9 protein-coding genes are annotated in these 13,699 nt (G+C 69.6%); 4 read left to right on the plus strand and 5 right to left on the minus strand.

Features of this window, described 5'->3' with window-relative positions:
* The first annotated feature begins 23 nt into the window (after window positions 1-23).
* Both AC07U0_RS05290 and AC07U0_RS05295 read left to right on the plus strand, forming a co-directional pair.
* Window positions 24-4,907 (plus strand): NAD-glutamate dehydrogenase, encoded by a 4,884-nt coding sequence (locus AC07U0_RS05290; RefSeq protein ID WP_494718966.1) that lies wholly within the window; start codon window positions 24-26, stop codon window positions 4,905-4,907.
* Between the two features lie 119 nt (window positions 4,908-5,026).
* Complete coding sequence (locus AC07U0_RS05295; RefSeq protein WP_494718967.1) at window positions 5,027-6,973, plus strand: ATP-binding protein; 1,947 nt, start codon at window positions 5,027-5,029, stop codon at window positions 6,971-6,973.
* Here the strand turns inward: AC07U0_RS05295 and AC07U0_RS05300 are convergent.
* Window positions 6,970-8,292 (minus strand): DUF1214 domain-containing protein, encoded by a 1,323-nt coding sequence (locus tag AC07U0_RS05300; RefSeq protein WP_494718968.1) that lies wholly within the window; start codon window positions 8,290-8,292, stop codon window positions 6,970-6,972. The genes AC07U0_RS05295 and AC07U0_RS05300 overlap by 4 nt on opposite strands.
* 123 nt (window positions 8,293-8,415) lie before the next feature.
* On the minus strand, window positions 8,416-8,877 hold the full coding sequence (locus AC07U0_RS05305; RefSeq protein ID WP_494718969.1) for a MarR family winged helix-turn-helix transcriptional regulator: 462 nt from the start codon (window positions 8,875-8,877) through the stop codon (window positions 8,416-8,418).
* Window positions 8,878-9,000: 123 nt separating this feature from the next.
* Between AC07U0_RS05305 and AC07U0_RS05310 the strand changes: the two genes are divergently transcribed.
* Window positions 9,001-9,540, plus strand: coding sequence for a DUF308 domain-containing protein (locus AC07U0_RS05310; protein WP_494718970.1), 540 nt, complete (start codon window positions 9,001-9,003; stop codon window positions 9,538-9,540).
* Here the strand turns inward: AC07U0_RS05310 and AC07U0_RS05315 are convergent.
* Window positions 9,537-10,271 carry an SDR family NAD(P)-dependent oxidoreductase gene (locus AC07U0_RS05315; RefSeq protein WP_494718971.1) on the minus strand — a complete coding sequence of 245 codons (735 nt, stop codon included), beginning with the start codon at window positions 10,269-10,271 and terminating at the stop codon, window positions 9,537-9,539. The genes AC07U0_RS05310 and AC07U0_RS05315 overlap by 4 nt on opposite strands.
* A 106-nt stretch (window positions 10,272-10,377) precedes the next feature.
* On the opposite strand from AC07U0_RS05315, the gene AC07U0_RS05320 reads away from it, so the two are divergent.
* Entirely contained in the window at window positions 10,378-10,971 is a 594-nt protein-coding gene (locus tag AC07U0_RS05320; protein ID WP_494718972.1) for a TetR/AcrR family transcriptional regulator, read from the plus strand.
* 48 nt (window positions 10,972-11,019) lie between these two features.
* Here the strand turns inward: AC07U0_RS05320 and AC07U0_RS05325 are convergent, their stop codons facing one another.
* Together AC07U0_RS05325 and AC07U0_RS05330 are read right to left on the minus strand one after the other, a co-directional pair.
* Entirely contained in the window at window positions 11,020-13,158 is a 2,139-nt protein-coding gene (locus tag AC07U0_RS05325; RefSeq protein ID WP_494718973.1) for a protein-disulfide reductase DsbD family protein, read from the minus strand.
* A 61-nt stretch (window positions 13,159-13,219) separates the two neighbouring features.
* Window positions 13,220-13,678 carry an OmpA family protein gene (locus AC07U0_RS05330; protein ID WP_494718974.1) on the minus strand — a complete coding sequence of 153 codons (459 nt, stop codon included), beginning with the start codon at window positions 13,676-13,678 and terminating at the stop codon, window positions 13,220-13,222.
* Window positions 13,679-13,699 lie beyond the last annotated feature (21 nt).

Consider the following 13,699-nt stretch of genomic DNA (forward strand, 5'->3'; position numbering starts at 1 on the left):
CCGCGCCGAATGAGACCCTGCCCATGTCCGGCGACCTTCGCTCCGTCCCTCAGGCGATTTCCCTGGAGGCGCTCGAAGACGGGTTCGCCAAGGCCGGAGGGGGGACAGGCCCGCTGCAATCCTCCTTCCTGTCGCAGGCCCACGAGGACTATGCCGACGACGAGACGCCCGAGTTGGGCGGCGCCGATCTGGCCGCCCTTCTGGCCCGGGTCTGGACCTCCGCCGACACGCGCAAGACCGGAGAGGCCGCCCGCATCTCGGTCCAGCCGCTCGCCGCCGCCGACGGCTCGGCGACCGGCTATGACGTCATCGCCATCGTCCAGGACGACCGCCCCTTCCTCGTCGACAGCGTCATGGGCGAGCTGGCCGACGCCGGGGTCTCGGTCCGCGCCCTCTTCCACCCGGTCGTGACCCTCGGCCGCGACGCCTCCGGCGCCCGCACCCCCGGCGAATCCCGCGAATCGATGATCGTGGTCGTCATCGATCCCCTGCCCGCCGAGCGCCGCGAGGCCCTCGATGCCGCCCTCGTCCAGACCCTCGCCGACGTCCAGGCCGCCGTCACCGACCACGGCGCCATGCATGAGCTGATGGAGCGTTCGGTCGCCCATCTGGAAGCCTGCCCCGGCACGGTCGATTCCACCGTCGTCGCCGAGACGCTGGAGTTCCTGCGCTGGCTCAACGCGGATCATTTCGTCTTCCTCGGCGCCCGCGACTACGACTATCCGCGCACCGCCGACGGCGGCTATGCCCATGAGGAGCCCCTGGGTCAGGTCTCGGCCGGGGTCGGGGTCCTGCGCGATCCGTCGCGCACCGTCCTGCGCCGCACCTCCGAGCCCGCCATCCTGACCGCCCAGATGAAGCGCCAGATGGACCTGTCGGACCCGGTCACCGTGGCCAAGGCCAATATCCGCAGCCGCGTCCACCGCCGCGCCTACATGGACTATATCGGGGTCAAGCGTTACGGCGCCGACGGCCGCCCCTCGGGCGAGACCCGCTACGTCGGCCTGTTCACCGCCGAGGCCTATGACAGCGCCGCCTCACAGGTGCCCCTGATCCGCGCCAAGGTCGCCGGCGCCCTCGCCCGCGCCGGCAAGGCCCCGGGCAGCCACAACGAGAAGCGCCTCAAGAACATCCTCGAGAACTATCCGCGCGACGAGCTCTTCCAGATCTCCGAAGATGAGCTGCTCAACATCTCGCTGGGCATCCTCCACCTCTACGACCGCCCGCGCATCAAGACCTTCACACGTCAGGACCCGTTCGACCGCTTCATCTCGGTGCTGGCCTTTATCCCGCGCGAACGCTTCGATTCGACCGTGCGCGAGCGCATCGCCCGCATCCTCGCCGCCGCCTGGGGCGGTCGTCTGTCGGCCTGGTATCCGCAGCTGTCGGACGCGCCTCTGGTCCGCATCCACTACATCATCGGCGTGACGCCGGGCGATCACCCGACGCCCGACCCGGTCGCCCTCGAGGCCGCTGTCACCGAGGCCGGCCGCAGCTGGATCGACCGTTTCGAAAGCGCCGCCCGCGACGCCGACATCGACGAGGCCCAGATCGGCGCCCTGTCGGCCAAATGGGCCGAGGCCTTCGGGGCCGGCTACCGCGACCGCTATGACGCCGCCGAGGCCGTCGCCGACCTGCAGGAGATCGACCGTCTGAACGCCACGGGCGCCGTCGGTTCGGGCGAACCCGTCGCCGTGCGCGCCTTCCGCGCCACGGGCGACTCGGAGCTGCAATTCCGCTTCAAACTCTACCACCGCGGCGCCGCCGTGCCCCTGTCCGATGTCCTGCCGGTGCTGGCCGACATGGGTCTGAAGACGCTGGAAGAGTTCGGTCACGCCATCAAGCCGACCGGCGACACCGAGATCCACGTCCACGAATTCCTGCTCGAAGACCCGCGCGGCGCGGCCCTGTCGTTCGCCGACATCAAGGCTCCGTTCGAGACCGCCTTCACCGCCGTCTGGACCGGCCTGACCGAGAGCGACGGCTTCAACCGTCTGGTCATGGAACTGGGCGTCGACTGGCGTCAGGCAGCTCTGGTCCGCACCCTCGCCCGCTATCGCCAGCAGACCGGCCTCGACCCGTCGCAGGCGGTGCAGGAAGAGGCCCTGACCCTCTATCCCGACGTGGCCCGCGCCATCGTCTCCCTGTTCCACTGCAAATTCGACCCGAGCCTCGGTGGAAACGCCGATGAGCGCGAAGCCAACTGCGCCGAGCTGTCGGACAAGATCACTGCCCTGCTGCAGGACGTGAAGAGCCTCGATCACGACCGGGCCCTTCGCCGCCTCGCCCTGCTGGTCGGCGCGATCAAGCGCACCAATTTCTACCAGACGGTCGACGGCGCGCCCAAACCGCACATCTCGATCAAGATCGCCTCGCGCGAACTCGACGACCTGCCCCTGCCCAAGCCCTATCGCGAGATCTTCGTCTGGGCCCCGCATATCGAGGGCGTCCACCTGCGCTTCGGCCCCGTCGCGCGCGGCGGCCTGCGCTGGTCCGACCGTCGCGACGACTTCCGCACCGAGGTCCTGGGTCTGGTGAAGGCCCAGCAGGTCAAGAACGCCGTCATCGTCCCCGTCGGCTCCAAGGGCGGCTTCTTCCCGAAGAACCTGTCCGGCATCGTCCGCGCAGGCGGCGACCGCGACGCGCAACAGGCCGAGGCCATCCGCGCCTACAAGACCTTCCTCTCCGGTCTGCTCGACATCACCGACAACATCGCCGCCGACGGTTCGGTGGTGCGTCCGGCCAATGTCGTCGCCTTCGAAGGCGATGACCCCTATCTGGTCGTCGCCGCCGACAAGGGCACGGCGACCTTCTCCGACATCGCCAATGGCGTCTCGGCCGACTTCGGCTTCTGGCTGGGCGACGCCTTCGCCTCGGGCGGCTCCATCGGCTACGACCACAAGGCCATGGGCATCACCGCCCGCGGTGCCTGGGAGGCGGTCAAGCGCCACTTCCGCGAGATCGGCAAGGACATCCAGTCCGAGCCCTTCACCGCCGTCGGCGTCGGCGACATGTCCGGCGACGTCTTCGGCAACGGCATGCTGCTGTCGAAAGCCACGAAACTGGTCGCCGCCTTCGACCACCGCGACATCTTCATCGACCCGACGCCCGATCCGGCCTCGTCGTGGGAAGAGCGCAACCGCCTGTTCCAGCTGCCGCGCTCGTCCTGGCAGGACTACGACAAGGCGAAGATCTCCGACGGCGGCGGCGTCTTCTCGCGCGGCGCCAAGTCGATCCAGCTGACGCCCCAGATCAAGGCCCTGCTCGAGATCGCCGAGGATACGGTCGATCCCGTCACCCTGATGCGCGCCATCCTCAAGGCGCCCGCCGAACTCCTCTACCTCGGCGGCATCGGCACCTATGTGAAGGCCTCGACCGAGACTGACGCCCAGGTCGGCGACAAGGGCACCGACGCCCTGCGCATCGACGCCGGCGAACTGCGGGTCAAGGTGGTCGGCGAGGGCGCCAACCTCGGCTTCACCCAGGCCGGCCGCATCGAATACGGCCGCAACGGCGGCCGCTCCAACACCGACGCCATCGACAACTCGGCCGGCGTCGACACCTCCGACCATGAGGTCAACATCAAGATCCTCGTGGGCTCCGCAGTCACCAACGGCGTCCTGCCGGCGGATCAACGCACCGCCCTGCTGGCCTCCATGACCGACGAGGTCGGCCTCAAGGTCCTGGTTCACAACTACGACCAGACCCTGGCCCTGACCCTGCAGCAGGCGGAAGGCGCCGGCGCCCTCGATTCCCAGCAACGCTTCATGCAGGCGTTGACGGCGCGCGGCAAACTGGACCGCAAGGTCGAGGGCCTGCCCAACGACCTGCGCGTCAATGAGATGAAGGCCTCGGGCACGCCCCTGACCCGGCCCGAACTCGCCGTCCTCATGGCCTATTCCAAGCTGGAACTGGCCGACGAGATCGTGGCCTCCTCGGCCCCCGAGGATCCCTTCTTCGAGGAGACCCTGGTCCGCTACTTCCCGGCCCCGCTGGCGAAGTACGAGGACCAGATGAAGGGCCACCGGCTGCGTCGCGAGATCGTCGCCACTGTCCTTTGCAATGAGATCGTCAATATGACGGGCCCGACCTTCCCGGACCGTCTGAAGGCCTCAGCCGAGGTCGATACGACGGCTCTGGTCATCGCCTTCGAGGCCGCGCGTCGCGTCTTCCGCCTCGACGAGGCCTGGACCGCCGTCAACGATCTCGACCTCAAGATCCCGGCCGAGACCCAGACCGCCCTCTATACGGAAATCTCCACCGTCCTGCGCCGCCAGACCTTCTGGCTGGCCAAGCGGGCGGGCCGTGCCGAGGTCACCGTCGACAGCCTGATCGCCGCCTACCGTCCCGCCGCCGACGCCCTGCGTCAGGAAGGCGGCGACGTCCTGTCCCGCTTCGAACAGGGTTTGCTCGACAAGCGTCTGCAGAAGTTCGCGGCCATGGGCGTCGGCGAGGATCTGGCGAAGACCATCGCCATGCTCCGTCCGCTCGTCGCCACCGCCGACATCGGCGATCTGGCGAAGGAGGCCGGCTGGTCCGAACCGGCCATGGCGCGCCTCTATCACCAGGTCGGCGCCGCCTTCGACTTCGACCGCCTGCGTGCGGCCGCCGGGGGCATCCAGTCCGGCGATCATTTCGACCGTCTGGCCGTGCGTCGCCTGATCGAGGATCTGATGGCCGAACAGGTCGCCCTGACCCGTGCCGTGGCCAGGGCCTCCGACGCCTCGGTCGGGGCCTCGGAAGCGACGGCGGAAGCCGCCGTGGACGCCTGGATCGGTCCGCGCAAGGCCGTGGTCGAGGGCGTGCGCGCCTCCGTCGACGAGATCGAGGGCTCCGGCTCCGGCTGGACCTTCGCCAAACTGACCATCGCCAACGGCGCCATCCGCTCGGTCGCCGCCTCGGTCTGATCCGGCTAAGTCGGCTACCGGACAAAAAATCCGCTCCGGGGCGCGAAAGCGCTGCCGGAGCGGTTTCGGTTCACAGGTCCTAAAACCTTTCGGGATTACAAGGGTCCATGGGACTGACCATGGCCACTGAACCGACCGCTATTCCGGCGCTGAAGCCCGGCACCCTGTGGCGCGCCATGGAACATTCGGCGATCGGCACCGCCCTGGTCGGACTGGACGGCGGCTGGCTCAAGCTCAACGCCGCCCTGCGCAGATTCCTCGGCTACGACCTCGAGGAACTGGCCGGCCTGACCTTCCAGGACGTGACCCACCCCGACGATCTCGGCGCTGATCTTGAGCACCTTGAAGCCCTGCTGGACGGTACGGCTACCTCCTACCAGATGGACAAGCGCTACATCCGCAAGGACGGCGTCGTGGTCTGGGCCCAGCTGACCGTCGCCATCGTCCGCGACGAAGACGGCGTGGCCCTGTTCTTCATCTCCCATGTTCAGGACATCAGCGCCCGCAAGGCCGCCGAGGCCGAGCGGCTGCGCCTCGCCGAACGCGCCAACCTCGCGGTCAAGGCCGCCGAGATCGGCATCTTCGAATGGGATCTGGTCACCAACGCCCTGAGCTGGTCGCCGGAGATGTTCGCGCTGTACCGCGTCGCCCCGCCGCCCGGACCGCTCGACTTCGCCTTCTTCGCCCGCAATATCCACGAGGACGACGTCGCCCCGCTGGAAGCCGCGATCCAGAACGCCCTCGTCACCGAGGTCATCGACACCGAGTTCCGCATCCGTCGCCTCGACGGCGAGATCCGCATCATCAAGGTCCTCGGTCGGGTCCACCGCGCCGCCGACGGCGCCCCCGAACGTCTGATCGGCGCCAACTGGGACGTCACCGAGGCCCGCCTGCTGAGTCAGCAGGCCGAGGCCGCCAGCCAGGCCAAGTCCCAGTTCCTCGCGGTCATGAGCCACGAGATCCGCACCCCGATGAACGGCATCCTCGGCATGGCCCAGGCCATGGCCGCCGACCCCCTGCCCGAGGCCCAGCGCGCCCGGCTGGAGATCATCTCCGAGTCCGGCGAGGCCCTGCTGGCCATCCTCAACGACATTCTCGACCTGTCCAAGGTCGAGGCGGGCAAGCTGGAGATCGAGGTCGTGCCCTTCGATCTCGGCCGTCTGCTGACCAGCCTCTCCTCGACCTTCGCGGCGACCGCCGGCGACCGGGGCCTGCGCCTCGACGTCGATCTGGGCACGGCCGCGGGCGTCTATGAGGGCGACCCGACCCGCCTGCGCCAGATCCTGTCCAACCTCGTCTCCAACGCGCTCAAATTCACGGCCCAGGGCGGCGTCAGCCTCAAGGCCCGCCGCGCCGGCGAGGTCCTGACCATCGAGGTCATCGACACCGGCCACGGCATGGACGCCGAGGTTCTGGGCCGCATCTTCACCCCCTTCGCCCAGGCCGACAGCTCGACCACCCGGCGCTTCGGCGGCACGGGTCTGGGCCTGTCGATCGTGCGCGAGCTGGCCGTCCGCATGGGCGGCGACGTCTCGGTGACCTCGCGGCCCGGCGTCGGCTCGCGCTTCGCCGTCACCCTGCCCCTGCCCTTCGTCGGCGAGGCCGAGGCCGTCGTCGATGAGGTCGAGGGCGACCCCGCCCCCCTGCCGACCCTCCGCGTCCTCGCCGCCGAGGACAACGCCACCAACCAGCTGGTCCTGCGCACCCTTCTGGGCCAGCTCGGCGTCGATGTGGTTCTGGTCGGCGACGGTCAGGCCGCCGTCGAGGCCTGGCAGGCGGAGCCCTGGGACCTGATCCTGATGGACGTCCAGATGCCGGTCATGGACGGTTTCGCCGCCACCCGCGCCATCCGCGACATCGAGCGTCGCGCCCTCGAAACTGGAAAGCCCCGGCCCGCGACCCCGATCATCGCCCTGACCGCCAACGCCATGTCTCACCATATCGAGGCCTGCCTCGAGGCCGGCATGACCCGCCTCCTGCCCAAGCCCATCGACGTGCGCCAGCTGGCCGAGGCCCTGGCCGACGTCGCCGAAGGCCTCGACGCCTCCGAAGCGGCCGCCGCCTAAAGCGGAACAATCTCCGGCAGGGTCCAGCTCCCGTCGAACCAGGCTCGCCCCGGCCCCTCCAGCCGGAACACGCCGAACCATGCCCGCCCCGGCACGGTCGGGATCCAGTTCGACCGCGGCGCATCCACCGGCGGCTGGGGCGAGACGATCAGGGCTACCGACCCGTCCGCCTGCCGCGCCAGAGCCTCGTCCGACGCCCGCCCCGCGATATCGTACGGCGTGTCGACGAAGCCCCGCGTCTCGACGTCATGGAGGGTCATCGACCATCCCCCATCCGCCGGAACCCCGGCGGGCACAGTCAGCCCGTAAGCCCGCCCGCCGTCGAACCACTGGCCATGGGCGTCACGCCATGCGGACACACGCCCCTCGTCCGGCCCCGGCGTCTGCGGGAGCATCCCCTCCACCGACATCATCTCGTCCGCCTCCCGCCGCCAGCCTGCCGCCCCTGCCCTCTCCGCCAGCGCCATCAGCCGCCCGATCCGCGCGCCCTCCTCCAGCAGCCGGATCTGGTCCGGATCGGGATCGAACGGCCGGCCCTTCTCCAGCCCCAGCGGCTTCAGCATCGCCATCAGCGACAGCTCCTCCGGCCCCACGGGCTCGATCTGCAGCACGGTGTTCAGCCGCCGCCAAAAGGCCATGCCGGTCGGCGGCGTCCCGCTCCACGGCCGCCCTTCCGGCCGGATCACCCGCGTCGGACGCGGCGCCGCCGCCTGCCGCGCCGGATAGATCTGACAGCCGTTCGTGACCCGCTCGCGCTCGCCCGCATCGGGGGTCAGGATGCGAAACGTCAGCGCCACATTGAAGGTCGGCGACCGCATCAGAAAATCCCAGCCCAGCCCTTCGGGCAGCGCCTGCCCCGGCCCGAGCACCAGATAGCGGCCGCCCCGTCCCCGGTCCGGCCCGGCGGCTCCCACCGCCCCGATGGGCCGCCCCCTGAAGTCGACAAACCCGCCCGTCGTCCCGCCGCCCGCCGGAAAATCGACCACTACCGGCCCGGTCCGGGCGGTGTTGACGAACCCCGCCACACAGGGCGCCGCATCGGCGGTCATCAGGCCCAGCTTGTCGCGCACCGACCGGTATTTGACGATGTCCCCGTCGCGCGCCCCGAACACCGTCTCATGCTGGTTCTGCCACTGGGCCCAGGCCACCGTCGGCCGGGCCCGCAGCCACGCCTGACACGCCCGCTGAAAGTCCCGCTCTCCCCCCAGAGCCTCCAGCGCCGCCGCGTCCGGTAACCCCGGCCCGTCCCATCCCAACGTCCCGATCCGGGTCCCTGTCTTCCCATCGGAACGCACGGCATGGACGACGCGACTAGACATGACTGAACCCGGGTACGGTAAGGTTTACGCCCCCACCTTGACCGTCCCACCGGCGAATGCCGTCAGGGAAAACCCTGACAAAACAGGCTTTTCAACAGCTGCGCCATATCGTGGACCGGCGCCTCAGACCGCCTCGGACGGCGCCCACCCCGCCACCGCATCGCGGAACCCCTGCACGTCCCTGTTCAGCTGCACCAACTGCGGAACCCCCATCCCCGCCGCCTCGAACAGCCTCTGCCCCAGACAGGCGCTCCGCTCCTGCAGCGCGCGACCCTCATCGCTCAGACTGACCACCACCTGCCGCTCGTCCTCGGGATTACGCCGCCGCGACAGCAGCCCCAGACCCTCCATCCGCTTGACCAGAGGCGTGACATTGCTGGAATCGAGCCCCAGCCGCCCGGCGATCTCCCCCACGGTCCGCCCATCACTCTCCCACAGCGCATTCAGCACCAGATACTGCGGATAGGTGATCCCCAGCTCGTCCAGCAGCGGCTTGTAGGCCCGGCTGATCGCCATAGAGGCGCTGTACAGGGCGAAACACAGCTGATCGTCGAGCGTCGGCTTGAAGTCGGCGGGGGGCGTCATGGTCGGGAACTCCTCAGGCGAACATTCTATGTCACGACAAATAATGCTGGCCAAGCCAATCGCCACACGCTACCCGTCATATGTCACGACATCTAATGTTGCATCATATTAAGGAACGCCCACATGTCCCCCGCTCCCAACTTCCTCCGCAATTTCTACTTCCTGCGCGCCGGCGTCGCCGCCGTCTGGGTCGCCCTCGCCTTCACCGTCGGCGTGAAGACCCCCGCTCTCGGCGCCCTTCTGCTGATCCTCTATCCGGCCTGGGACGCGCTCGCGAACCTCATCGACGCCCGCGCCAACGGCGGCCTGCGCGCCAACCTGACCCAGGCCGTCAACCTCGGCATCAGCCTGATCGCCACCGTCGCCATGGTTGCCGGCGCCGTCCAGCTCGGCATCCACTTCATGATCGGGGTCTTCGGCGTCTGGGCCGTCCTCGCCGGCCTGTTCCAGCTCCTCACCGGCCTGCGCCGCTGGAAGACCGCCGGCGCCCAATGGGCCATGATCCTGTCCGGCGCCCAGTCCATCCTCGCCGGCGTCTTCTTCACCCTCATGTCCCGCGGACCCGCCGACCTCTCCATCGCGACGGTGGCGGGCTACGCCGGCTTCGGCGCCTTCTACTTCCTCGTCTCGGCGGTGTGGCTGACGGTGAAGCGGGGGCGCTAGGCCCCCCACCCCCCGTCGATGGTCAGGCTGGCGCCGGTCACATAGCCAGCGTCCGGCCCGGCCAGCCAGGCAACGAGCCCGCCGATCTCCTGCGGCTGTCCGATCCGCCCCAGCGGCAGGCGGGGCCGGATCAACTCCATCAGCTCGGCGGTCATATCGGTCTCGACCGGGCCGGGCTGGACATTGTTGATCGTGATCCCGCGCGGAGCGAAGTCGCGTGACGCGGCCCGCACCAGCTGGGCCACCGCCGCCTTGGTCATGGCGTAGACACTGGACCCCGCAAAACCGATATAGCCGGCCGTATTGCTGCCGATGGTCACGATCCGCCCGCCGTCGATCAGATGCGGCGCCGCATAGTGGATGGCCGCATAGACACCCCGGATATTGACCGCGACCATCCGGTCGAAGGCCTCCATCGAGAAGGTATCGATGGTCCCGTGGTCCAGCACCCCGGCGTTTACCACCAGCACTCCGATTTTTCCGAAGCGTGCGACAGCCGCCTCTACCGCGACCCGGATGGCCGCGGCGTCGGCACTATCGGCCTGAAGCGCTAGCGCCTGCCCGCCCGCCGCCTGGACCTCGTGCGCCAGGGTTTCTGCCTTCTCCGCCGCCTGCACATAAGTGAAGGCCACGGGTCGTCCCTCGGCGGCCAGCCGGCGCACGATGGCGGCCCCCATGCCGCGCGATCCCCCGAAGACAAGGGCCGGGGTGTTCAAATCAGAGTCGGACATCGGATTTCCTTTTTCTTGACCGATCAGTCCGGAATCCGATGCGCGTTATGGACCATTCAGTCAACAACGATCTTGACTGATCGATCAAAATTCTCGACAAGGCGTGATGGGCAGACCCGCAGAGTTCGACCGCGACGAGGCGGTCCAAGCCGCCATCCGCGTCTTCGCGCGCCACGGCTTCGCCGCCGCCTCGACCACCGACCTGCTGGATGGGATGGGTATCGGCCGCCAGAGCCTCTACGGCGCCTTCGGCGATAAGCGCGGCCTCTTCCTTGAGGCTCTGGAGCGCTACTCCGAACGGTCTCTAGCCCGGATGATCGCGGGCATGGACGCCGAGACCTCGGCCGCGAAGGCCCTTGAGGCCGCCCTGATGATCGACTTGGGCTGCGGCGACGACGGCGTGGTCGATGTCGAGGAAGGCTGCCTCGGCGTTGGCTCGATCGCCGAGTTCGGGCGCTCGGATTCCGAGATCAATGCCTTGGGCGACCGCGCCGCCCTCGCCGTCCTCGCCGCCCTCGCCGACCGCGTCCGCACAGGCCAAGCCTCTGGCGACCTCAAACTCTCCCTCGATCCCGACGCTGTCGCCCGCCTCCTCCTCACCCTCAAGTCCGGCCTCAAGATCGCCGCGCGCGGCGGAGCGCCAGAGATCGAAGTCCGGGCCGGCGCGCGGCTGGTGCTGGAAGGGTTCCGGGCGGGCTAGAGCCAACGATCCTCCCCCATCGGGGAGGATCGAGAAGGCTTCACGCCCTCACTCCTTCAACGCCTCCACCACAACCCCGTCCGTCAGTAGCTGCGGCAGCACCTCCGGCTCGGCCTTCCCCGGCCGGTAGACCAGATACAGCGGCACCCCGGAGCGCCCGTGGCGCTCCAGCTCACGGGTGATGGCGTCGTCGCGGCGGGTCCAGTCGCCCTCGAGGTAGAGCGCGTTCGCCCCCTTCAAAGCCCGGGCAGTGACCGGCGAGGACAGGGCCGTGCGTTCGTTGATCTTGCAGCTGACGCACCAGTCGGCGGTGAAATTGACCAGGACCGGGCGGCCCGAGGCCAGCGCCGCCTGAACCTTCGCCTCGGACCAGGCGTCGGCGGGGAGTTCAGCGGGAGCGCTCGCCCGCGCCGCCAGATGGCCCGAGACCCCGGTCAGGGTGACCGCGACGGCGATCGCGCCCCAGCCGAGGCCGCGCGACCAGCGGGCGCGGTTGGCGAAGATCCCGACGGCGGCCAGACCGATGGCGGCGGCCAGGCAGGCGGCGAGCAGAATCAGGGCCGGCGACAGCTCGGTCTGCCGCCAGAAGACCCAGACCAGCCAGGCGGCGGCGGCGTACATCGGCACGGCCAGCCATCGCTGGAGCAGAACCATCCAGCGGCCCGGCTTCGGCAGTCTCGCCAGCAGGCCCGGCGACAGGCTGATCGCCAGATAGGGCAAGGCCAGACCCAGACCGAGCGCCAGAAACACGATCATGGCCATGGGCGCCGGCATGACCAGAGCCGCGCCGAGCGCGAAGGCCATGAAGGGCGCCGTGCAGGGGGCCGCGACCACCACCGCCAGCACCCCGGTGAAGAAGGCTCCCGTGCCTCCGGGCAGGCGGGACAGGGGCGAGGCGCCGCCGAGGGATTGCAGCCGGGCGCCGACCTCGAACACCCCGGACAGGTTCAGAGCCACGGCCAGCATGAGGACTGCGAGGGCTGCGACCACCGCCGGGGACTGAAGCTGGAAGCCCCAGCCGACCGCCTGCCCTCCGGCGCGCAGGGCCAGAAGCACGGCGGCGAGAACGGCGAACGAGACCAGCACGCCGATCGTGAAGGCGATGCCGTCGCGGCGCGCCTCGGCCGGTTCGTGGGCCGAGCGGGTCAGGGCCGCCGCCTTCATGGCCAGCACCGGGAAGACGCAGGGCATCAGATTGAGGATCAGCCCGCCCAGAAGGGCGAAGGCGGCGGCCTTGAGCAGGTCGAGGAGGCCGGTCTTCGCCGGAGCCTCGGCCTGACCGAAGGCGTCGGGGGTGGGTTCGAGCGGACCCGCGCCAGTGGCTCCGGTCAGGGCCGGGCCGGGGGTCGCAGTGATCTCCCAGCTGCCGAGGTCGGTCGACAGAACGCCGCTGATCGGGCCGTTGAGGCCGTCGGCTTTCAGGTCGCGACCGGGGGCGAGGGTCAGGGTCAGGCCGTTCGGGCCGCGCTGGCCGAACTGGGCGGCGGCGTGGTCGATGACGTCGGCTTCGAACGGGAAGAAGGAGGCCTGTTTGGGGGTGAGGCCCCCCGCCGCTGGAGTGAGCGGGCCGCCGGTCAGGCTCAAGGTCAGGACGCCATTGGTCAGGGTTGCATGGGCGGCGATCCCGGCCGGGCGCGGCGCGGTCTCGACCCCCGTCTGGATGCGGCGGCCGGTCGCTCCGTTCAGGGGGGCGGCGCCCTCCCGGATCGGCAGGTCCAGCGTCAGGGTCAGGGGGTCGGGCACGCACATCTCGGCGCTGCAGACCAGGAAGACGGCGCGGACGGTGAGGGGGATCGTGGTCCCGGGTCGGGCGTCGGCCGGGATCTCGATCGGCACGGGCAGGAAGACCTCGCCCTCATAGCCGTAGTTGGTCAGGCCCGCGAGCCGCTGGCGCTGCGGCAGGGGCCAGACGATGTCTCCGGCTATGACGTGGGCGGGCAGGGTCCAGCTCAGGGTCGTCGCCCCGCCGGAGTCGCCCGGGTTGCGCCAGTAGGTGTGCCAGCCGGGCTGGATGGTCTGTTTGACGGCGACCACCGCGGTCGATCCCGGCGCGGCCCAGGCCGACATGGGGACCAGCTCGGCCTCGATCCGCTCGGTCTTCTGCGGGCCTTTGGGGATTTGCGCATGCGCTGCGGCCGCCCCCGCCATCAGGGCCAGACTCAGCAGGATCAGTTTGAGAAGACGCAACGGCAGGGGTCCGGACGGTCGAGACCCGACCTATAACCTCTGCCGCAGCCGCGTCGGAATCCTAATTGGGGGCCGCGTCGACGAGGACCTCGGTGCGCCGCCGCAGCGGTTCGCGCACGCCCGCCGCATTGACTGCGCCGTCGTCGCCCGCCGCGCCGACCTCGAACGCCGGCGAGGGCCAGCCCGCCGCCGCCAGGGCCTCCGCCACCGCCGTCGCCCGCCGTTCCGACAGGCTCTGGTTGGCCTCGGCGCCGCCTCTTGCGTCCGCCAGCCCCAGCACCTTCACGCTCCTGATCTGGCAGCCCTGCAGCTGGGTCGCGGTCAAGCCGATCGCCTGCCGCGCCGGCTCCGTCAGCCGGGCCTCGCCGTCGGCGAAATAGATTTCGAACCGCTTCGCCGCACACGCCGACGGCGTCTCCACGATCTGCGACCGGTCCGTGAACATGTTTCGGGTCGTCTCGCACCCCGCCAGCAGCCCCGCGCAAGCCACCGCCGCCACCAAAACCCCACGTGTGCCCATCGTCCCCTCCGTCACCGGATA

The organism is Brevundimonas sp. GW821-FHT02A10, from assembly GCF_059422025.1.

Bases quoted from the DNA above. Each gene is read 5' to 3' on its own strand.
- AC07U0_RS05290 (WP_494718966.1), top strand. From the start codon at position 24: ATGTCCGGCGACCTTCGCTCCGTCCCTCAGGCGATTTCCCTGGAGGCG.
- AC07U0_RS05295 (WP_494718967.1), top strand. From the start codon at position 5,027: ATGGCCACTGAACCGACCGCTATTCCGGCGCTGAAGCCCGGCACCCTG.
- AC07U0_RS05300 (WP_494718968.1), bottom strand. From the start codon at position 8,292: ATGTCTAGTCGCGTCGTCCATGCCGTGCGTTCCGATGGGAAGACAGGG.
- AC07U0_RS05305 (WP_494718969.1), bottom strand. From the start codon at position 8,877: ATGACGCCCCCCGCCGACTTCAAGCCGACGCTCGACGATCAGCTGTGT.
- AC07U0_RS05310 (WP_494718970.1), top strand. From the start codon at position 9,001: ATGTCCCCCGCTCCCAACTTCCTCCGCAATTTCTACTTCCTGCGCGCC.
- AC07U0_RS05315 (WP_494718971.1), bottom strand. From the start codon at position 10,271: ATGTCCGACTCTGATTTGAACACCCCGGCCCTTGTCTTCGGGGGATCG.
- AC07U0_RS05320 (WP_494718972.1), top strand. From the start codon at position 10,378: ATGGGCAGACCCGCAGAGTTCGACCGCGACGAGGCGGTCCAAGCCGCC.
- AC07U0_RS05330 (WP_494718974.1), bottom strand. From the start codon at position 13,678: ATGGGCACACGTGGGGTTTTGGTGGCGGCGGTGGCTTGCGCGGGGCTG.